This is a genomic window from Antrihabitans spumae, assembly GCF_043944905.1.
GTDB classification, from domain to species: Bacteria; Actinomycetota; Actinomycetes; order Mycobacteriales; family Mycobacteriaceae; genus Antrihabitans; species Antrihabitans spumae.
The window spans coordinates 145,392-160,960 of record NZ_JBIMSN010000060.1 but is presented as its reverse complement, the minus strand read 5'-3'; the positions used below and the strand labels follow the sequence as shown (position 1 = coordinate 160,960).

Here is a 15,569-nt window from a genome sequence, read left to right as displayed (position 1 = left end):
CTGGCCTCCGAAAAGACGCACGAGCGGCGTAGCCGCACAAAAAAGCGGGCGAAGACATCGTCGTCTCCGCCCGCTTCTGCGCAGCGCATCCGGCTGTCGAGCTCGTGCCGGAGGTTCGCTACCCGAAAGTCTTAGTTCTTGAACGCGTCCTTGACCTTCTCGCCAGCGTCCTTGAGGTCGGCCTTGGTCTGGTCGGTCCTGCCTTCGTTCTCGGTGCTCTTGTCACCGGTCACCTTGCCGAAGGCTTCCTTCGCCTTGCCGGAAACGTCTTCGGCTGCATTCTTGGCCTTGTCGATTGCACTCACTGGTGAATCCTCCTCGCTTTGTGGCAACCCCTGCCGTACTGCGGGGCATGGAGTTCGAATACCCCTAGCTGCAACCGCTAAACACACACAATCCGAAATCGAACTTTTTCGGCGGGTTCTGCGGCACGATTCAGGGGTCCAACCACGCATTTTGCCGTTTCGATAGCAAGAAACTAGAACACGTTCTAGTATGTCTGCATGGAACGCCTCAGCGGCTTGGATGCCAGCTTCCTCTACATGGAAACGTCGACGCAGCTACTGCACGTCTGCGGCCTGATCGAACTCGACCCGTCGACGATTCCGGACGGCTACTCCTTCGACGCACTCAAGCACGAACTCGGCGCTCGTGCGCGCACGATTCCCACGTTTCGCAGGAAACTCCAAGATTCGGCGTTCAACCTCGATCATCCGGTGTGGGTCGACGACACCGACTTCGATATCGACCGGCATTGCCATCGCGTCGCCGTTCCGGCACCCGGCGACCGTGCAACCCTCGCCGAGCTGTGTGGTCACATCGCGAGCCAACCGCTCGACCGCAGCCGACCCCTGTGGGAAATGTGGATCATCGAGGGACTGGAGGACGGTCGCATCGCCGTCATGTCGAAGATGCACCACGCAGGCGTCGACGGCATCACCGGTGCCAACGTGATGTCGCAATTGTGCGGCTTGGAACCCGACGCACCGACGCCGGCAGACTCGGGCACGGCGTCCATCGGCGGCGCAAGCTCGGCCGAGATCGCGGTCGGGGGGTTGTTCGCCTACGCGTCCCGCCCGATCAAGTTCTTGAAGGTACTACCGACCGCTATGACTGTGCCGCAATGGATTTCGCGCGCCCGCCGCGGCGAAGCAATGCCGGCGCCGTTCACGGCTCCGCGCACCTCGTTCAACGGAACCATCACGGGTCACCGCAGCATCGCCTACTCGCAACTCGACCTCGCGAAGGTCAAACTCGTCAAGAACGCCTTCGGCGCAAAGGTCAACGACGTCGTGTTGGCACTCGTAGCGAGCGCACTGCGGATGTACCTCGAGGACCGCGGCGAGCTACCGGACACTTCGCTCGTCGCCGTCGTACCCGTCTCGGTCCACGCCAAGTCGAACCGGCCGGGCACCAACAAGGTGTCGAGCATGTTCTCCCAATTGCGGACCGACATCGACGATCCGGTCGAGCGGCTGCAAGCCATCGCCGAGGCCAACGTCGTATCGAAGCTGCACCAGGAAGCACTCGACGCCAACATGCTGCAGGACTGGACGCAGTTCGCGGGCCCGGCGACCTTCGGCGTCGCGATGCGGCTCTACGCGAAGCTGCGGCTCGCCGACCGACATCCGGTGATCCACAATCTCGTCGTGTCCAACGTCCCCGGACCGCCGGTCCCGCTGTACTTCCTCGGCGCCCGCGTCACCGGCATGTATCCGCTCGGGCCGGTCTTCCACGGCGCGGGTCTCACCATCACGGTGCTGTCGCTCGAGAAGCACCTCAACGTCGGACTCATCGCGTGCTCCGAACTCGCGCCCAATCTCTGGTCGCTCGCCGATGCCTTCCCCGAGGCCCTCGACGAACTCGTCAAAGCCGCGCGCGCGAAAGCACGGAAGCGCAAGCCGGCATCAGCCCAGAACTGAACACCTCCGCCTCCATGACACACGAGGCGTGTCCGCAATCGACTTCGTAGGACGACGCACCGGCGATCTGCCGCGCCAGCCAGCGCTGCCGTTCCGGTTTGATCGCACGATCGCGGGCGGTCACGACGACCGAGGTCGGCACGTCGATGTCGCCGACCCACGCACTCGAATCGAACTTGCCGATCGCGGCGGTCGCAGCTGCCATGGCACCGTAGCGAGTCTGCCGGAATTGCTCGAGTGCCCACTTTCGGTCGGTGAGCGGTGCCCCACCGTCCACGCCGGGCAGCGCACCTGCGCCCAGGTTCAACGCACCGACAGCCCGACCGAAGGCGTCCATGAAGATCCGCTCCCGCCGGACGCCACGGAAACTCGACGCAGCTGCGCACAGCACCAGTCCGGCAAGTCGATCGCGGTGTTGTTTCCACACCAGCTGACCTATCAGCGATCCCATCGAATAGCCAACGGCGACAAAGCGATCCACGTCGAGATAGTCGGCAACCGCGGCCACGTCGTCGGCGCAGTCCGCCAGAGCGAAACGCGGCGAACGAATGCCTCGGCCGTGCCAGCGTTGATCGAAGACGACGACGCGACCTTTGCGCGAAAGCCGCTCGAATACCGGGTACCACGTGAGGATGCCGGTGCACGTGAGCGAATGCAGCAGGATCATCGTCGGTCGGTCGCTCGCGCCGTCGTCGGAGTCGATCAGGTAGGTACTGCCCCTGCCGGGCAACTCGATCATCGTGCCCGTTGGGACGGTTCCGACGGGCGCGATCGTCGCTAGGTTCACCATGACCGCCATCGTAACTAGAACACGTTCTAGATGCACGGGTTCGTCGGAACCCGAGGGGTCTTCGGCCCGACCGCCGGGCAACGTAAGGTTCACGTCTATGTCAGACACCAGCAGCACGCTCGACGGCGAGCCCGATACGCCGGCTTCGGTGCCGCTGCTGGCGCCAGCCGACGGCGTTCCCGACGTGCTCACGACAGCCGACGAGATCGCCGCTGCAGCACAGCGTCTCGTAACCGGCACCGGGCCCCTCGCCGTGGACGCAGAGCGTGCCTCCGGCTTCCGCTACTCCAGTCGCGCGTATCTGATTCAGCTGCGGCGAGCAGGGGTCGGCACCATCCTCGTCGACCCCATACCGACCGCGAAGGATCTGGAACCCCTCGCCGAGGCGATCAACGACCTCGAATGGGTGCTGCATTCGGCCGACCAGGATCTGCCCGGCCTCGCCGAACTCGGTCTGCGCCCCGCGCGACTGTTCGACACCGAACTGGCCGGGCGTCTGGCCGGCTTCGAACGCGTCGGACTTGCCGCAATCGTCGAGCGGACCCTCGGCCTCGAGTTGCGCAAAGGCCACGGCGCCGCGGACTGGTCGACCCGGCCCCTCCCGCCGGAATGGCTGAACTACGCGGCTCTCGATGTCGAGGTGCTACTCGAGCTGCGGGACAAGATGGCCGAAGAGCTTGCGGCACAGGGTAAGACAGACTGGGCGGCGCAAGAGTTCGAGCATGTCCGGACCCAGGGTCCACCGACGCCGAAACCGGACCGTTGGCGCCGGACCTCACAGATTCACACGCTGAAAAAGGCGCGCCAACTGGCTACGGTGCGGTCGTTGTGGCAGGCGCGCGACGAGTACGCCGCGTCCCGCGATGTCGCACCAGGCCGAGTACTGCCCGATGCGGCGATCATCTCGGCGGCCGTCGCCGACCCCACGTCGATCGAAGATCTCCGCCGACTCCCCATCTTCGGTGGACCGCGGCAGCGCAAATCCTCGCGGTTGTGGCTCGACGCGGTCCGCGCTGCACGCGCGCTCCCCGAGAGCCAGTTGCCGCCGACGAGTCAACCGTTCACGGGTCCGCCGCCGATCAATCGATGGTCACGCCGCAACCCGGAGGCAGCCGCGCGGCTCACCGCGGCGCGCGCAGCGATGGCGAAGGTCAGCGAAAGCGTTGCCGTCCCGGTGGAAAATCTGCTACTTCCCGACCTGCTGCGTCGCCTGTGCTGGGACGGGATCGCACCGTCGACAGACGATCTCGAACCCGCGATCGACGCCTTCCTCGCAGCAGGCGGCGCGAGACCGTGGCAGCGTGAACTGGCTGTGCCCGTGCTCGCCGCAGCGTTGGCCGAAGCAGCGGCAGCACCTACCGAGACGCCAACGAAGACCGAACCGGGGCCGACCGAAGCCTGAGGCTTCGCCTGCGTCAGGCCCCTGCTGCGAAACCTGCGATACGGCGAACGATGTCGTCGACCGACAGACCCAGTTCAGCGAGCACCTGAGCACGCGAGGCGTGGTCGAGGAAGCGTTGCGGCACACCGAGATCACGGCACGGCACATCAACGCCCGCGGCACGCATGACTGCGGAGACCGTGGACCCGATGCCGCCGTGGACACCGCTGTCTTCCAGGGTCACGACCAGTCCGAAATCTTCGGCAAGCTTGACGATCGCCTCGGGAATAGGAAGCACCCACCGCGGATCGACGACCGCGACCGAGACACCCTGTTCGGCGAGCCGATCCGCGGTCTCGCAGGCAAGCGAGGCGAAAGGTCCGACAGCAACGATGAGGACGTCACCTGTCGATCCCTCCGGCATCCGCAACACGTCGACGCCGTCGATTCGGTCGATGGCCTCGACACTGTCGACCACCGCACCCTTCGGGAAGCGAATAGCGGTCGGTCCGTCGTTGACGGCCAGCGCCTCGGCAAGTTCTTCGCGCAGCGTCACCGCGTCGCGTGGAGCGGCAACGCGCATACCGGGGACGATGCCGAGCAATGAGAGATCCCAGACGCCGTTGTGGCTCGCTCCGTCGGGACCCGTCACACCGGCTCGGTCGAGTACGAGCGTCACCGGCAGCTTGAGCAGCGCGACGTCCATCAGCAACTGGTCGAACGCACGATTGAGGAAGGTCGAGTAGATCGCAACGACGGGATGCAGGCCGCCGAGCGCGAGTCCGGCAGCCGAGGCGACGGCTTGCTGTTCGGCGATACCGACGTCGAAGAAGCGGTCGGGGAAACGATTGCCGAACGCGGCGAGTCCGGTCGGGCCTGCCATCGCAGCGGTTATCGCGACGATGTCCTTGCGGCGCTGCGCCTGCTCGATCAGTTCGGCGGAGAACACCGACGTCCAGTCCGGCGCAGCCGTACTCGTTGCAATGCCCGTCAACGGATCGATGACGCCACACGCGTGCATCTGATCGGCTTCGTCGTTTTCGGCGGGCAGGTAGCCCATGCCTTTCCGAGTGACCGTGTGGACGATCACGGGACCGCCGAAGTCCTTCGCACGCCGGAGTGCGGCTTCGAGCGCGGCCTCGTCGTGACCGTCGACCGGTCCGAGGTACTTGATACCGAGATCGGTGAAGAGCACCTGCGGACTCATGGCGTCCTTGAGGCCGGCCTTGATGCCGTGCAGCACCGAGTAGGTCGAGACGCCGACCCATGGAATTCGCTGCAGGAAGCGGCGGCCGCCGTCGAGAATGCGCTCGTATTCGGGTTGCAGCCGGAGAGCGGCGAGTCGGTCAGCGAGACCGCCGATCGTCGGAGAGTAGGACCGTCCGTTGTCGTTGACGACGATCACCACCGAGCGATCCTTGCCCGCGGCGATGTTGTTGAGAGCCTCCCAACACATGCCACCGGTCAGCGCGCCGTCGCCGACGACCGCGACGACGTGGCGGTCCTGGCCGAGCAGCTGAAAGGCCTTCGCGAGTCCGTCCGCGTAGGACAACGATGCCGAGGCGTGCGACGACTCCACCCAGTCGTGGCTGCTCTCGGCTCTGCTCGGATAGCCGGACAGTCCGCCGCGTGTACGCAGCGAGTCGAACTTGTCCTTGCGACCGGTCAGGATCTTGTGGACGTACGCCTGATGCCCGGTGTCGAAGATCAATGCGTCTTCGGGAGATTCGAAAACCCGGTGGATCGCAAGAGTCAGTTCGACGACGCCGAGGTTCGGGCCGAGGTGGCCGCCGGTCGCGGAGACCTTCTGGACCAAGAAATCGCGGATCTCCGAGGCAAGCTCGGTCAGCTCATCTCGTGTGAGCCCACGCAAATCTGCGGGCTGGTCGACCCGGGCAAGAACACCCAACGAACTGCTCCCTCCGGACGCACCTTGACTACGTACCAAGTCTACGGAGCCTCATGTGTACCCGATGCGCCCGACGAGCGCGTCCACCCATTATGCCGGACAATAGTGAGAAGGCTCATAGTCAGCTTCGCCTAAGGTTCGACCATGCCGAATGTAGTCGACGACATCGTCGCCGAGGTCGCAGCGCTGTGCCGAGAGAACCGCGACGGAGCGGTCGCCGACTACATCCCGGAACTGGCGTCGGTGCCCGCGGACGAGTTCGCGCTCTGCATCGCGACCACCGATGGCTACGTCTACGAATCAGGTTCTGCACGAACCGAATTCACGATTCAGTCGATCTCCAAACCGTTCACGTACGGCCTTGCCCTCGCCGACAACGGACCAGCCGCGGTAGCCGCGAAAGTCGACGTCGAACCGTCCGGCGAACCGTTCAACGAGATCAGTCTCGACCCGGTCACCGAGCGTCCACGCAACCCCATGATCAACGCCGGAGCCATCACCTCGGCCGCCCTGATTCACGGCGCCGATGTCGCGGAGAGATTCGAACGAATCAGACGGTGTTATTCGCGTTACGCCGGGCGCGAACTGACGATGAACGACGCCGTCTACCACTCCGAAGCGAAGACCGGACACCGAAATCGCGCCATCGGGCACATGCTGCGGTCGTTCGGCATCGTCACGGGCAACCCCGACGACGCGGTCGATCTGTACTTCCGCCAGTGTTCGATCGACGTCACCTGTCGCGACCTCGCGCTGATGGCCGCGACCATGGCAAACAACGGAATCAATCCGGTGACCCACGAGCGCGCCCTGGCAACCGAGCAGATCGAACGGGTGCTCAGCGTGATGACGACCTGTGGGATGTACGACGCGGCGGGCGATTGGGTAGCGCGCGTTGGCCTGCCTGCCAAGAGCGGCGTCGGCGGTGGTGTGCTTGCGGTGCTGCCCGGCCAGATCGGGATCGCGGTGTACTCCCCGCGGCTGGATGCACACGGCAACAGCGTGCGGGGCGTACAGGCCTGCAGCGAGCTGTCCAAGCGACTGGAACTGCACTTCATGCACGTCACGCGTGCAGCACGATCCGCGATTCGGTCGCAGTACACGATCGCCGAGGCGCCGTCGCGGCAACGCCGCACCGACACCGAACGCACCACCCTCTCGCAGTTCGGCAACCGCGCACGCATCTACGAGTTGCACGGCGACCTGTTGTTCGCGGGCGCCGAGACGGCGGTCCGTGAGATCACCGATCACGGCGACGACCTCGACGCGGTTGTCATCGACATTCGCCGCATCGACGACGTCAGCGCCGTCGCCAACCGAATGATCGCCGACATGCAGGCAGCCCTGAACGATCGCGGCTGTCGAACCGCGCTCGTCGATCCCGACGGAATGCTCGGGCGAACGACGTCGAGCGTGCTGATCGACGATCCGGACGGTCGCGTATTCGTCGACATCGACGCCGCAGCGCAGTGGTGCGAAGACGTCGTACTCGACAGATATTGCTTCGTGGATCGCCAACCGAAGAGAGTCGACCTGGCGCGACACCCGCTGCTTGCGACGCTGACCTCCGAGCAGTTCGAACGATTCGCCTTGGAGATCGAACGGCGCACGTTCACGCGAGGTGAGGTCGTCGTTCGACGAGGTGAGCAGGCCAGTGGAATTCACTTCCTCCTCGAAGGCCAGATCAGTTCCACTCTTACCGATGCACAGGGCAGGACCAGGCGGGTCGCGACGCTGTCCCCCGGCATGTCGTTCGGCGAGATGGCACAGTTGGTAGCGGAGCCCTACCTTTACGACGTTCGGGCCGACTCCGCGGTCCAGCTTGCGGTCCTGCCTGCCGAACGCTTCGCCGACCTGACGGCGTCGGCACCGGGACTGAAGCTGGCGCTGCTGGAACGTCTTGCCGCCGGAGCGTACGCCCAGATGGACTCGGCGATCCGGTCGATCGCGCTGCGGTCGGGCGGTTTCTGAAAACTCCGTGGCGCGTTCGAGCTGCAAATGTATACGATGTCAACAAGTTCTCATTTGTCCTATTCCGTGTCGGTGGCGAGTGAGAGGCTTGGGACCTGGCACACGAGAGGGGCGGACGACCATGAGCAGTCTCGCGATCGAAACCGAAGGGTTGATCAAACGCTTCGGATCAAACACAGCGGTCGACGGTGTCGACCTCGCCGTGCAGCGCGGCGGGGTCTACGGGGTTCTCGGGCCGAACGGTGCGGGTAAGACGACCACGATCCGCATGCTTGCGACTTTGCTCGCGATCGACGGCGGCCGCGCGACGGTGCTCGGCCACGACGTGGCGACCGAAGCGGAAGAGGTCCGCGGAAAGGTTGCTCTCACCGGACAATTCGCATCACTCGACGAAGATCTGTCGGGTACGGAAAACTTGGTTCTGCTCTCCCGGCTCTACGGCTACTCGTTCCCGGCGGCCCGCGCACGCGCAGAGCAGCTGCTCACGGCGTTCGATCTCGTCGAAGCCGGACCCCGCCAGGTCAAGACCTTCTCGGGGGGCATGCGCCGCCGCATGGATATCGCGGCGAGCATCATCGTCACCCCGGAACTGATCTTCCTAGACGAGCCGACCACCGGGCTCGATCCCCGCAGCCGAAATCAGGTCTGGGAAATCATTCGGGCTCTCGTTGCAGGCGGAACGACCGTCTTGCTCACCACGCAGTACCTCGACGAAGCCGACCAACTCGCCGATCGCGTCGCGGTGATCGACCGAGGCAAAGTCATCGCCGAAGGCACAACGGGCGAACTCAAAGCGTCGGTCGGTGCGGGCGCGCTGCATGTCAGGGTTGCCGACAATGCTCGGCGCGGCGACGCCGCACACCTGCTGCGAAATCTGCTCGGCGTCGACGTTGTCGAAGAATCCGATCCCGCCGCTCTCACCGCGCGAGTCGACGATCCGCTCGTCGTCGCGACCGCACTTCCGGCACTCCACGAGGCGGGCATCGCTGTCACGACGTTCGCACTCGGCCAGCCGAGTCTCGACGAGGTGTTCCTCGCCCTGACCGGTAAACACGCCGATCCCGAACCCGAGCTCGACGACCTGAAGGAGACGGCGCGATGACCGCCACCAAATCCGCGGGCGCCTCGCCTTCGTCACCGTCGGCTCCTGCCCTCACCGTTGCCGATGTCCTGCAATCGGGGCCACGTCCACCTGCACCCGGACCACTGTCCACATCGCTGTCGTTCGCATGGCGGGCATTGCTCAAGATCAAACACGTCCCCGAGCAACTCTTCGACGTGACGATGTTTCCGATCATGTTCACGCTGATGTTCACCTATCTCTTCGGCGGCGCACTCGCGGGATCGACCAACGCATACATCCAATATCTGCTGCCCGGGATCCTTGTGCAGACCATCGTCATGATCACGATGTACACCGGGCTGACCATCAACAAAGACATCGAGAAAGGTGTCTTCGATCGGTTCCGTTCGCTGCCGATCTGGCGCCCGTCCCCGCTGGTGGGAGCGCTGTTCGGCGATGTCGTGCGCTACATCATCGCCATCACGGTTTCGCTCGTCCTCGGCCTGATCATCGGCTTCCGTCCGCAGGGCGGAGTGTTGGGTGTTCTCGCAGCCGCCGGCCTGCTGTTGATGTTCTCGTTCAGCATCTCCTGGATCTGGACGATGTTCGCGATGTTCCTGCGGACCGAGCAGGCGGTGATGGGGGTCAGCATGTTCATCCTGTTCCCGCTGACCTTTGCGAGCAACATCTTCGTCGACCCGGTGACCATGCCGGGCTGGCTGCAGGCATTTGTCAAGGTCAACCCAATCAGCCATCTCGTCAGCGCGACGCGCAGTCTGATGCAGGGCACGACAGAATTCCGCGATATGGCCGCAGTGTTCGGCTGGAGTGCGTTCTTCGTCGTCGTCTTCGGCACGGTCACCATGCGGCTCTACAACAAGAAAAGCTGAGTCAACTCGACAGCACGACCAGTTCCTGTGTCGCTCGTGTCATTGCGACGTAGTGGTCGACGGCTCCCTCGATGCCCGCACCGAACGCATGCGGGTCGATCAGAACAACCAGATCGAATTCGAGTCCTTTCGACAACTCGGGTGTGAGCGACCGAACGCGCGGCGACGGATGCGCCGACGCGCTGATGTCCGTGCTGATCACACAGGCGATCCCGTCCGCATTGGCACCGAGCCAGTTGTCGACTGTCGCGTCCAGTTCCGCAGTGGATCCGTACCGCACCGGAACGCCACTGCTCCGGATCGACGTCGGCACGTTGGCGTCGGGGAGCACAGCCCGGATGACGGGTTCTGCTTCGATCATGATCTCTTCCGGCGTCCGGTAGTTGATGCTCAGTGACGCGACCGTGATTCGGTCGAGCCCAACTCGCCCGAGGCGCTCCTGCCACGTCTCGGTGAAGCCGTGCCTCGCCTGAGCTCGGTCCCCGACGATGGTGAAACTCTTCGACGGGCAGCGCTGCAACAACATCTGCCACTGCGCGTCGGTGAGCTCCTGAGCTTCGTCGACGACGATGTGCTCGAACGGTCCGGCCAGCAGATCCGGTTCGGCGGGCGGCAGCATGTTGCCTTCGGCAAGAACGCTGTGCAGGTGGCCACCACGAAACATCTGAACCAGACCCTCACCATCGTCGGCGTCGATCAGGTCGTCGATGACGATCGCCCGACGCTCACGTTCGGCAGCGAGGAAGGCAGCCCGCCGACGCTGTTGCAGTGCCGCATCCGGGTCGCCGAGGCGCTGTCGAGCGGCGTCGAGCAGCGGCAGGTCCGACACCGTCCAATTCTTCGCATCGCTTCGCTGTAGCTGTCGAATCTCGTCCGCAGTGAGCCACGGCGCGCACGTCCGGAGATAGGCAGGCACCGACCACAGGTCCGCGACGAGGTCGGCCGCTTCGATCAAGGTCCACGCGTTGTCGAGTGCGGTCCTTAGTTCGTCGTTGCGCCGCAACGCCTTCCGAACCTGATCGGCCGGAGTGTCGCCGTCGTAGGAGTCCATCAGGATTGTGAGCAGCAGCTCCCAGATCTGTTCGCGCGCCTCGTTGTGCGGCGTGCCGGGATCCGGCGCGTCGAAGGCTTCCACCCAGTCCTCGGGAGTGAGCCAGTGCTCGGTCCAGTCGGTCGCGACGATCATTTCGTTTTTCGGTGGTTGTTCGTAGAACTTCACAGCGGTCTCGATCGCCTCGACCATCCGCACCGACGACTTGAGCCGCGCCACGTTGGAATCTGGGTCGACCCTCGCGGTGGCGCCCTCGACGACGAGGTCGCGCAGGGTGCAGGTCTGCACGCCCTCCTCCCCGAGGCTGGGCAGCACGTCGGCGACGTAGGCCAGATACGGCTCGTGGGGTCCGACGAACAACACGGCACCGCGGTGGTGGCCGAGCCGAGGGTCCGAATAGAGCAGATAGGCCGAGCGATGCAGCGCGACAACACTTTTACCCGTGCCGGGTCCGCCGTCGACGACGAGGGCGCCGCGCGATCCGGCGCGAATTATCGCGTCCTGATCGGCCTGGATGGTGCCGAGCACATCACGCATCTTGGGTGACCGGTTGCTGCCGAGGCTGGCAATGAAGGCGGACTGGTCGTCGAGTGCGGCGTAGTTCTCGTACCCGTCCGTGAACTCCTCTGTGAACACCTCGTCCCAGTAGTCGGTGATCTTCTCGCGTGACCAGCGATACCGCCGGCGGCTTGCCAGACCCATCGGATTCGCATGTGTCGCACCGAAAAACGGCTCAGCTGCCGGGGAACGCCAATCCACCAGGAGCTGATTGCCTGCGGCATCGAGTAGTCCGAGGCGTCCGATGTACACGGGCTCGTCCGACTCCCCCGCGCCGACGATGCGCCCGAGACACAGATCCAACCCGTAGCGCCGCAGTGCACGCAACTGACCGGTCAACCGGTGCACCTGCATGTCTCGGTCCATCGCCTCCTGACCGACGCCGCCCGGTGCTTTTCGTTCGATCTCCAAACGCCGAGTCAGGTCCGCGATCGACCGTCTCAGGCTGTTCTCGATTGCCGCGAAATGCCGCTCGTCGGCGGCGATCAGTGTCGGATCGGCCTTACCGAGGTGGTCGGGTAGATCGAACACGCTCGAAACGGCGTCACGTGGCTCGTTGCTCGACAAAGACACCTGCATTCGCGGCCCCCATATCCGTAGACAGTGCTTACGGCGGGTAATTCTGAGGGACGACCGGGGTCTTGCGGCAAGCCCCCGGGTGCGCTATAAGTTGAAAGTGGAAGGAATGCAGTTACCTCCTTCCACATTCGTGTGGCGGCTGTTCGAGCTCGTTTCTAGGCCGCGAGGAACCGATCGATATGTGGCCAGGTTGTGTCTTTCGCGCCTGGACCGGCAAGCACACCGAGGTGACTACCGGGCACGGCTTCGAACTGTACCGACGGCGCGCCCGTCAAGATGTCGAGCGCATGCCGCGCGGAGGCCTGCGTCGTGATGGCGTCGGTGGTGCCGGCCAGTGCCAGCACGGGGACGGTGACGTTCGCAAATTCGATTGTCCTGTCACCGAGTTGGAGACGGCCCTTCGCGAGATCGTTGGCGAGCATGATGCGTCCCCACAGTTGCCCGTAGAGCCTGCCCGGATAGCCGGGCATCTGACCCATGAACCGCTCGATGGATTCCATGCGAGCCATCGCCTCGGTGTCGTGGAGATTGCGTGCGATGAACCAGGGCCGTTTGATCTCACGCTCGAGTGCAGTCGCTCGGAAGCTGGCTTGCACCACCGGCGCCGGAATGCCGCCGAAGAGACGGTTGAACATGGTGCCTTCGATACCGCCGGTGACGCGGCTCAACACTCGATACGCGGCGACCGAGGGCAACTTGCTGTAGTCGAGCGGTGTCGCGACCGTGACGATCGAGCGGATGGGGAGGTCGTCGTGAGCTGCCGCGCTCAGCAGCGTCATCGTCCCGCCGAGGCACCACGCAACGACGTCGACCGGCTCGCCGCCGTTGTCTTCGGACACTTTGCGGATCGCGTTCGGGATGATGTCGTCGATCCACTCCTCGAAACCGAGGGTGCGGTCTTCCCAGGTGATCGTGCCGTAGTCGATGACATAGGGGGTCCGGCCGGAACTCTGCAGATGCTGCACGACACTCTGGCACGGCCGCAGGTCGAAGCACGTGGCCGGCGCTGCCAGCGGCGGAACCAGCAGCACTGCCGACCCTCGCGGCGCGTCGGTGTCGTACCGACGTAGTTCCCGATGTGGCTCGTCCCAGATCACCGTCGACGGGGTCGCGCTGTAGGGCTCGACGCCGTCGCCGACGAACAACGACCACGCATTGCGTGCCGCCTTGTCCAACGTGGCTACCGCACTCACAGAACCGCTCCTCGCATCTCGGTCGTTCCGGGCTGCAGAATTCTCGCATACCCAGTACCGCGAGTATCGGCTACTGTGACAAATTCAACTCTGGCGTCAGCTGGCCAGCCGTGTGAGCTTCACCCGCAAGCCGTCCTTCGGACTCGGCAGCGACGTTCTGTCCCACGGAGTTTTGTAACCGGGTTCCGACGACCATTCGAACTGTCGAAGAACCTGATGCATAACGGCTTTCACCTGCATGCCGCCGAAGTACTGGCCGATGCACTTGTGCACGCCTGCCCCGAACGGCACCCACGCATGTTTGTGGATCTTGTCTTCGCGTCGCTCGGGCGAGAAGCGACCTGGATCGAAACGGTATGGGTCCGGCCAATATTCGGGCATGTAGTGGATGAACTGAGGGTTGACCATCACCTGCGTTCCGGCTGGGATGAAGTGTCCGAGAACCTCGGTGTCGGCGAGCGCGGCGCGCGGCATCTGCGGCAGCGGCGTCAACATTCGCAGCGACTCCTTCATCACCAGATCGAGCGACGTCAGTTGTTCCTGACTCGCGAAATCGACCGACGACGATCCGAGCGCCACGCTCTCCGCACGGCAACGCGCCTGCCATTCAGGGCTTCTGGCGAGATAGTCCATCATCGCGGTCATGGTGATCGTCGTGGTGTCGTGCGCGGCCATCAGCAGGAAGATCATGTGATTGATGACGTCGTCGTCGGTAAAGCTGTGCCCGTCTTCGCTTTCCGCGTGACACAGCGCCGTGAACAGGTCGTCGCCCGAACCACGCCGCTTTGCGGGCAGTTGCGCTCGCAGCATCTCTTCGAGCACTTTCCTCGCCCGGAGGCCCCGAGACCACCGCAGGCCAGGCACCGGAAAACGCACGTATGCCGTACCCGCTCGGACGCAGTCGATGAAGGCGCGATTGATGCGGTCGGCCTGCGGACCGAGGGCGGCACCCATGAAGGTTCGTGTCGCGATGTCGAGGGTGACCTGTTTGATCGCCGGGTAGCACTGGAACGCGTCGGATTCGATCCAGCTGGACACACCCTGTTCGATCGTCGGGTTCATCGCGTCCAGATAGCCGGCGAGGCGGGTCTTCGTGAACGCCTGGATCATGATCCGCTTGTGGAACAGGTGCTCGTCGGCGTCGAGCAACATCAGGCCGCGCGGGAAGAACGGACCGATCAGGTAGTCCCACGCAGGTCCACTGGCGAATTGCTTGTTCCGATTTGCCATCGGAACATCCCACGCGTCCGGCCCGAGCAGCACAACCATCTCCCGGCCGAGGGCATTGGTCCACGACACCGGGCCATAACGCTCGTAGCGCCTGTTCGCCCATTCGAGCGGTCTGTGAAAGATGTCCAGCGATTCGCCGATCAGCGGGAGCCCGCTGTTGCCCGATATCGATTGCAGTCCTGAATCTGTCGGGGCGTGGGCAGGACCTGACGTCAGAAAGGGGGTCACCATTGACTTCACCTCGGCGTTCGCGTTAGTTGACACTGAGTCGTGTCAACTTGGTTACGATCGTGAACTTGACACGGCGATATGTCAAGATGTTGTTCATGGCCACCGTCGTACGACCGTTCCGGGGCGTCAGCGCGCAGGATCGTGTCGCCCAGCGGCGCGCGGACCTCATCGAGGCCGCCTTCGACGTCGTGGGCGACGGCGGGCTCGCCAAACTGACGATGACCGCGGTGTGCGAACGGGCAGGCCTGACCCAGCGCTACTTCTACGAACAGTTCGACAATCGCGACGATCTCGTCAACGCACTGTTCGACGAGGTCTTCGAGCAGTACTTCGGTCGGGCGCGGGTCGCAGCGGAAGGTCAACCGCCCGACCTGCACCTACGCGCACGCGCAGCGATGGAGGTGTTCGTCGACTTCTTCGCGACCGACCCACGCAAAGCGCGCGTCTTCGCCGAGTCGGTCGCCACGGAGTCAGCGGCGAAACACAAAGCCGAGTCCGTACGCAGATTCGCTGAATATGCCGCCGATCAAGCCTTTTCGCTCCTCGGAGCGCTCGACGATCGTGGCCACACACGGGTGAAGATTGCCACGTCGATCATCGTCGGTGGGTTGACCGACACCGCCGCCCAATGGCTCGCCGGCTCGATCGACCTCCCCCGCGACGAATTCATCGACGAGATCGCGCTGCTTTTCGTCGTCGCCATCGAAGCGGCCTGCCGGGTGCGCTGAAGGCGGCTCCGCCGCTCGTGCGCACTTTCGGAGGGCGGAACCGCCGAAAAGACTCACGAGCCGCGGAGCGGCC

Annotated in this window: 12 protein-coding genes; 6 read left to right on the top strand and 6 right to left on the bottom strand. The window is 64.1% G+C overall.

Translation table 11 applies throughout. The annotated features are described in order from the left end of the window. Positions 1-131 precede the first annotated feature (131 nt). Entirely contained in the window at positions 132-305 is a 174-nt protein-coding gene (locus ACHIRB_RS15015; protein WP_395123838.1) for a CsbD family protein, read from the bottom strand. Between the two features lie 198 nt (positions 306-503). On the opposite strand from ACHIRB_RS15015, the gene ACHIRB_RS15010 reads away from it, so the two are divergent. Beyond that, complete coding sequence (locus ACHIRB_RS15010; protein ID WP_395123837.1) at positions 504-1,922, top strand: WS/DGAT/MGAT family O-acyltransferase; 1,419 nt, start codon at positions 504-506, stop codon at positions 1,920-1,922. On the opposite strand, the gene ACHIRB_RS15005 is transcribed toward ACHIRB_RS15010, so the two are convergent. Next, a complete protein-coding gene (locus tag ACHIRB_RS15005; protein WP_395123836.1) occupies positions 1,867-2,712 on the bottom strand; it encodes an alpha/beta fold hydrolase in 846 nt (281 codons plus the stop codon). The genes ACHIRB_RS15010 and ACHIRB_RS15005 overlap by 56 nt on opposite strands. 97 nt (positions 2,713-2,809) lie before the next feature. Here ACHIRB_RS15005 and ACHIRB_RS15000 point away from each other — a divergent pair, with 97 nt between their 5' ends. Next, the gene (locus ACHIRB_RS15000) at positions 2,810-4,114 is read left to right on the top strand and encodes an HRDC domain-containing protein (RefSeq protein WP_395123835.1); all 1,305 of its coding nucleotides are present in this window, start codon (positions 2,810-2,812) and stop codon (positions 4,112-4,114) included. A gap of 13 nt (positions 4,115-4,127) precedes the next feature. Here ACHIRB_RS15000 and dxs read toward each other — a convergent pair whose 3' ends face one another. Beyond that, positions 4,128-6,002 carry a 1-deoxy-D-xylulose-5-phosphate synthase gene (gene dxs, locus ACHIRB_RS14995; protein WP_395123834.1) on the bottom strand — a complete coding sequence of 625 codons (1,875 nt, stop codon included), beginning with the start codon at positions 6,000-6,002 and terminating at the stop codon, positions 4,128-4,130. Positions 6,003-6,146: 144 nt separating this feature from the next. Here dxs and glsA point away from each other — a divergent pair, with 144 nt between their 5' ends. The 3 genes from glsA (at position 6,147) to ACHIRB_RS14980 (ending at position 9,926) form a co-directional block, all read left to right on the top strand. Continuing rightward, complete coding sequence (gene glsA, locus ACHIRB_RS14990) at positions 6,147-7,973, top strand: glutaminase A (protein ID WP_395123833.1); 1,827 nt, start codon at positions 6,147-6,149, stop codon at positions 7,971-7,973. A gap of 121 nt (positions 7,974-8,094) precedes the next feature. Next, positions 8,095-9,075, top strand: coding sequence for an ATP-binding cassette domain-containing protein (locus ACHIRB_RS14985; RefSeq protein WP_395123832.1), 981 nt, complete (start codon positions 8,095-8,097; stop codon positions 9,073-9,075). Beyond that, on the top strand, positions 9,072-9,926 hold the full coding sequence (locus ACHIRB_RS14980; RefSeq protein ID WP_395123831.1) for an ABC transporter permease: 855 nt from the start codon (positions 9,072-9,074) through the stop codon (positions 9,924-9,926). Before ACHIRB_RS14985 ends, ACHIRB_RS14980 begins: the two co-directional genes overlap by 4 nt. Position 9,927: 1 nt before the next feature. On the opposite strand, the gene helR is transcribed toward ACHIRB_RS14980, so the two are convergent. The 3 genes from helR to ACHIRB_RS14965 form a co-directional block, all read right to left on the bottom strand. Next, complete coding sequence (helR, locus tag ACHIRB_RS14975) at positions 9,928-12,114, bottom strand: RNA polymerase recycling motor ATPase HelR (protein ID WP_395123830.1); 2,187 nt, start codon at positions 12,112-12,114, stop codon at positions 9,928-9,930. A 155-nt stretch (positions 12,115-12,269) separates the two neighbouring features. Further along, positions 12,270-13,307: an alpha/beta fold hydrolase gene (locus ACHIRB_RS14970; protein WP_395112904.1), complete on the bottom strand. Its 1,038-nt coding sequence runs from the start codon at positions 13,305-13,307 to the stop codon at positions 12,270-12,272. A 96-nt stretch (positions 13,308-13,403) separates the two neighbouring features. Beyond that, positions 13,404-14,768 carry a cytochrome P450 gene (locus tag ACHIRB_RS14965; protein ID WP_395123829.1) on the bottom strand — a complete coding sequence of 455 codons (1,365 nt, stop codon included), beginning with the start codon at positions 14,766-14,768 and terminating at the stop codon, positions 13,404-13,406. 65 nt (positions 14,769-14,833) lie between these two features. Here ACHIRB_RS14965 and ACHIRB_RS14960 point away from each other — a divergent pair, with 65 nt between their 5' ends. Next, a complete protein-coding gene (locus tag ACHIRB_RS14960; RefSeq protein WP_395112902.1) occupies positions 14,834-15,496 on the top strand; it encodes a TetR/AcrR family transcriptional regulator in 663 nt (220 codons plus the stop codon). Positions 15,497-15,569: the final 73 nt, after the last annotated feature.

Bases quoted from the DNA above. Each gene is read 5' to 3' on its own strand.
- ACHIRB_RS15010 (WP_395123837.1), top strand. From the start codon at position 504: ATGGAACGCCTCAGCGGCTTGGATGCCAGCTTCCTCTACATGGAAACG.
- ACHIRB_RS15005 (WP_395123836.1), bottom strand. From the start codon at position 2,712: ATGGTGAACCTAGCGACGATCGCGCCCGTCGGAACCGTCCCAACGGGC.
- ACHIRB_RS15000 (WP_395123835.1), top strand. From the start codon at position 2,810: ATGTCAGACACCAGCAGCACGCTCGACGGCGAGCCCGATACGCCGGCT.
- glsA (WP_395123833.1), top strand. From the start codon at position 6,147: ATGCCGAATGTAGTCGACGACATCGTCGCCGAGGTCGCAGCGCTGTGC.
- ACHIRB_RS14985 (WP_395123832.1), top strand. From the start codon at position 8,095: ATGAGCAGTCTCGCGATCGAAACCGAAGGGTTGATCAAACGCTTCGGA.
- ACHIRB_RS14980 (WP_395123831.1), top strand. From the start codon at position 9,072: ATGACCGCCACCAAATCCGCGGGCGCCTCGCCTTCGTCACCGTCGGCT.
- helR (WP_395123830.1), bottom strand. From the start codon at position 12,114: ATGCAGGTGTCTTTGTCGAGCAACGAGCCACGTGACGCCGTTTCGAGC.
- ACHIRB_RS14965 (WP_395123829.1), bottom strand. From the start codon at position 14,768: ATGGTGACCCCCTTTCTGACGTCAGGTCCTGCCCACGCCCCGACAGAT.